The organism is Bacillota bacterium, from assembly GCA_030705925.1.
In the GTDB taxonomy this organism is placed as follows: Bacteria; Bacillota; Clostridia; order Oscillospirales; family Feifaniaceae; genus JAUZPM01.
In genome coordinates, this window is sequence record JAUZPM010000104.1 from 1 (window position 1) to 4,962 (window position 4,962).

Annotated in this window: 6 protein-coding genes; 1 reads left to right on the forward strand and 5 read right to left on the reverse strand. The window is 44.5% G+C overall.

Annotated elements, in window-relative coordinates; all coding sequences use genetic code 11:
• From Q8865_10970 to eno, 3 genes are all read right to left on the reverse strand, one after another.
• Positions 1–195, reverse strand: a 195-nt coding sequence (locus Q8865_10970) for a CoA-disulfide reductase (protein ID MDP4153939.1), incomplete at its 3' end; no start/stop codon positions are given.
• 34 nt (positions 196–229) lie between these two features.
• Positions 230–907, reverse strand: coding sequence for a lactate utilization protein (locus tag Q8865_10975; protein ID MDP4153940.1), 678 nt, complete (start codon positions 905–907; stop codon positions 230–232).
• 14 nt (positions 908–921) lie between these two features.
• Entirely contained in the window at positions 922–2,217 is a 1,296-nt protein-coding gene (gene eno / locus Q8865_10980; GenBank protein MDP4153941.1) for a phosphopyruvate hydratase, read from the reverse strand.
• Between the two features lie 88 nt (positions 2,218–2,305).
• Here eno and Q8865_10985 point away from each other — a divergent pair, with 88 nt between their 5' ends.
• Positions 2,306–3,823 (forward strand): NAD(P)H-hydrate dehydratase, encoded by a 1,518-nt coding sequence (locus tag Q8865_10985; protein MDP4153942.1) that lies wholly within the window; start codon positions 2,306–2,308, stop codon positions 3,821–3,823.
• A gap of 11 nt (positions 3,824–3,834) precedes the next feature.
• Here Q8865_10985 and Q8865_10990 read toward each other — a convergent pair whose 3' ends face one another.
• Positions 3,835–4,599 carry an ABC transporter ATP-binding protein gene (locus Q8865_10990; protein ID MDP4153943.1) on the reverse strand — a complete coding sequence of 255 codons (765 nt, stop codon included), beginning with the start codon at positions 4,597–4,599 and terminating at the stop codon, positions 3,835–3,837.
• Between the two features lie 3 nt (positions 4,600–4,602).
• The coding region (locus Q8865_10995) for an energy-coupling factor transporter transmembrane component T (protein MDP4153944.1) at positions 4,603–4,962 on the reverse strand (360 nt) is incomplete at its 5' end.

The following is a 4,962-nucleotide window of genomic DNA, read 5'->3' on the forward strand; positions in this document are numbered from 1 at the left end:
GCTTTCAGGGGTCTGAATGAGAAGATCGTCCTCGTTTTTAATCACGCCGCCTATATAATATGGCATTCCGCAATTTGCAAAAGATATGCATGGGCCTTTTTCAAACATGATGATTTCAGCAGTCTCATCATTTCTTCTGATTCGCGCTGCTGTGCCCGCTCCGCCCGCAACTCCGCCTACAATTAATACTTTCATATACACTCTCCTTAAGCCGATATGTATATGAACCTTAATACCCCATAGGCTCTCCTACGATTATTACTTTTATTCTGTCTTTGATACGCTGTCTTGCCGAGATCACATAATTGCAACATATTCTTGTCGCAGAGCTGCATCCTTCGGTTATATCGCGGCTGCTATTTGAGTGAAGTGACTGGCACTGACCGTCATGCATACAGTAAGTTTCGTAACCGAGCCGCAAGCAATTAGCCGGGGCGGCAATCTGTTTGACCCGCAGCACAGCTTCGTCAAGGTCGTAAACTATTTTATTGATGCCGGCGACCACGATAACAGATTTAGGGCCGAAGACCAATGCGGCAATACGGTTTGAATTGCCGTCAACATTATAGAGTTCTCCTCTTTCCGTTATAGCGTTTGAACTGCATAAAAAAACATCAGCAAGCAGACCCTGCCTGAGAATTTCGTTGGTTTCCTCTTTGCTAAGACCGGGCGCGTAACGGTCAAGAAAATTATACTTGCCGTTACGCAGCAGCTCTAATACTCCAGCTTCAGATAATGTAACGGAGCCTCCAACAGCGACAGTATCACCTTCACTAATAAGTTTTGCTACTTCCCCAACGACATCCTCTTTTTTAGGGACGTAAATTGCCGACATATTATTTTTCTGCAGGTTTTCAAGTGTACGGTTTACCCGTTTTTCTGTTAGTGCATACAAATTTTGATCCATAACTAACCTCCATATCAATGCGTCCTGTTTATATTATAGAATGAGTTTATCCCTGAGTAAACAGCACTGTTTTTAAGTTCTGCCTCGATATAGGTTAATCTGTTATACTTTGAGGTGCGTTCACTGCGGGAGGGCGCTCCGGTTTTGATTTGACCGGCATTAACAGCAACAGCTAGGTCTGCAATCGTTGTATCTTCCGTTTCACCTGAACGGTGAGATATGATTGCAGTATAACCTGCTCTTTGGGCTGTTCTTACGGCGTCAAGCGTTTCTGTCAAAGACCCGATCTGGTTGAGCTTAACAAGTATAGAATTTGCTATTCCCTTTGAAATGCCTTCTTTCAATCTGCTGGTATTTGTTACAAATAAATCGTCTCCCACAAGCTGTATATTGCCGCGAAGAGAATTGAGCATGCCCCAGCCCTGCCAGTCGTTTTCAGCCATTCCATCCTCAATTGAAATTATTGCATATTTATCACATAGGCTGCGCCAAAAATCCGATAATTGCTCACGCGTCATTTTCTTTTTTGCTTTCGGCAGGACATAACTGCCATCGCTGTCATACCATTCGCTTGAAGCGGCATCAATTGCTATCATAAAGTCGGAGCCTATGCTGTATCCCGTCTCTTTAACAGCCTCAGATATTGCTTTAAGAGCATCTTCATCGCTTGCAAGATTAGGGGCAAAACCACCCTCGTCTCCGACTGCCGTTGAAAGCCCCTGGCTGCTTAAAAGTTTTTTAAGAGAATGAAACACTTCGGTGCAACGGCGAACGCCTTCTGTTATTGACGGCGCGCCTGTTGGAACGATCATAAATTCCTGTATATCAAGGTTGTTTGAGGCATGGACGCCGCCGTTTAATATATTCATCATTGGAACAGGGAGCATTCTTGCGTCACAGCCCCCTATATAACGGTATAAAGGAAGACCGTATGCGTTTGCCGCTGCCTTTGCGGCTGCAAGCGATACCGCCAGAATCGCATTTGCGCCAAGTTTGGATTTATTAGGCGTGCCGTCGAGAATGCACATGCGCATGTCTATTTCAGATTGGTTTGAAGCATCCATTCCACAAAGTGCCTGTGCGATTGATGTATTTACATTGTTTACGGCATTAAGCACACCTTTGCCCCCGAAACGCTTGTTATCATTATCTCTAAGTTCAACCGCCTCATACATGCCGGTTGAGGCGCCGGACGGAACAGCGGCTGAGCCTACTGCGCCGCACTCGAGAACTACTTTTGCTTCAACAGTCGGATTTGCCCTCGAATCAAGAATTTCACGCGCGGTTACAGATATGATGGATGTTCTCATAGTGTTATCTCCTTAAATTAAATTTAAAAGCAGTAAATTGAAGAAGAAGAAAAATTCTGGTATACTTAAACAAAGGGGCTGAGAAGTTTTGAGGATATTAAGTAAAAACGGAATGTATTCAGCGGATAAATATACGTCAGAAAACCTTGGGATATCACCCGTTCAATTAATGGAGAATGCAGGACAAGCTCTTTCTATTAAAATTTTGGGGCGGGTCAATAAAGAATGTAAAATATGTGTATTATCAGGAACAGGGAATAATGGCGGAGACGGAATTGTAATTGCCCGCATACTACATGAAAAAGGATATAACAGTTCTCTGTGGATAATACCGCCTACGGATAAAATTTCAGCTTCTGCGGCCGAACACTTGAATAGGTTTATAAACTCAGGCGGCAGCTTTAGAAGTTATATCGAAAGTGAGAAAGAGCTATTAAATGAAATAGAATCTGCGGACGTTATAATTGACTGCCTTTTCGGAATCGGAATGTCCGGGGTCTTAAAGCCGCCATATGATACAATTATAAGCGAGGTAAATAAATCTAAAGCCTATATTATTGCAATTGACGTGCCAAGCGGCGTAAATGCAGACTTTGCGGATGCCGAATTGGCTGTAAGGGCGGATGTTACACTCACCATTCAATGCCCAAAACGCAGCGCGTTTTTATTTCCCGCAAGAAACTATTACGGAGAACTTATAGTTGTAGATATAGGGATACCCGATGAAGCGGTTGAAAAAGCCGGGGAAGATGTTCGGCTTTGGGACGCAAATGATTATGTCAGAACCCATGTAAAACGACTGCAAGATTCACACAAAGGAACACATGGCCGTATGCTTCTTGTCGGGGGAAGCGAAAATATGCCCGGGGCAGTATCGCTCGCCGCACGTTCAGCATTAAGAGGAGGCATAGGTCTTTTAACAGTCGCCGCACCAAAAAATATTATACCCATTGTCGCGGGACATATTCTTGAAGCAACGTACCTTCCGTGCACTGAATCGGAGGGGGGACTGCAGGGAGAGATTAAACTTGACAAAGATTACGACTGTATTGTAATGGGACCGGGACTGGGCAGGACAGAGGGGGTAAAAAATGCTGTCCTGCAAATACTTCGATACGATAAAAAGACTGTAATGGATGCGGACGCTCTTTACTTTCTGCCAGAGTTTTGGGAAGTGGTGAAAAAAAGGACTCAGCCGCTGATTATTACGCCCCATATGGGTGAAATGGCAAGGCTCTGCGGTATGTCTATTGAAGAAGTTCAGAAAAACAGATTTACTGTAGCTTCTGAACTAGCAATAAGGAATAGGGTCGAAGTAGTATTAAAAGGACCTTATACAATAACTGCTTTAAGTGACGGAAGCCAGACTGTTAACTCCTCCGGTAACCCGGCACTTGCAAAAGGCGGGTCTGGAGATATACTTGCGGGACTTATAGGCGCTTTCATAGCGCAAAAAGGCTCTCTAGCAACCGCAATATCAAATGCGGTGTTTCTTCATGGGTACTCTGCCGATATCATTGTATCGGGGGGAAAAGCACCAGAGGGGATACTCGCAAGCGACATCATAGAAAAGATACCTGATGCGATGAGCTTGCTTATCACATAAAAAAGAGGAGTTTAAACTCCTCTTTTTTTATTACCGCATATTGGGCATGTTTGCAGAGTCAGCGGAAGTTCAAGTCCGCAGCTGTCAAGCAGCGGCTCATCAGTCAGTATTTCTTCTGTCCGGCCGTCGGCAGCAACTGTCCCGTCTCTTATTACAATTACCCTAGAGCAGGTGTCAAGAACTGTATCAAGGTCGTGGCTTGTTATTATTTTGGTGTGTTCAAATTCGTTTAGGAGTTTGATAAATCGCCTGCGGGATTTGGGGTCAAGTGCGCTTGTTGGTTCATCCATTACAAGTATATCGGGCTGCATGGACAGCACCGTTGCAATTGCGGCAGCCCTCTTTTCACCGCCTGAAAGCCGGAAGGGGGGGCGGTCTTTAAGCTGAGGTATGCCTACTTTTTCAAGAGCATTCATTACTCTTATTTCGACATCTTTTTCGTCAAGTTTATAATTTCTTGGGCCAAACGCAACGTCGTCATATACTGTTGACATAAAAAGCTGATCGTCCGGATCCTGAAAAACCAGTCCGATATGTTCTCTTACGACAGGGAGAGTTTTTTTAGTAAGCGGAGTGTCACCGATTATTATTTCACCGCTGTCGGGGAAGATAAGTCCTGTGAGAAGTTTTAAAAGCGTTGACTTTCCAGCTCCGTTTGCTCCGATAATCCCGACTGATTCGCCGTGGTGAAGCGTAAAGGATATATTTTTTACGGCAACATTGCCGTCCGGATAAGCATAATGTACATTATTTACCTGAACACGATGGTGACTCATAAATCAAAATCCTCCTGTAAACAGCGAGCCGAGCAGCATTGGCAGATTAAAGCGCCAGGCAGCATAAAAAAAAGAACACCAGATAAGGCAGTATAAGATATCTTGCATTGTAAGACGCATTCGGCTGCCCGTGTTGTATTCACCGTTAAAACCTCGAAGACACATTGCGTCATAGACGCGTTCAGCTCTACCGTAAGTGCGCAATATAAGCTGACCCGAAAGAGAGCCCCAAACGCTGTGATGCACACCTTTTTGCCTTGGCGCACGCATTGCATACGCCCTAAGTATGCTTGCCACTTCCTCCATCATTACTGTTATATACCTGTAAGTAAGCTGTAACTGCAAAACCAAAAGGCACAGGTA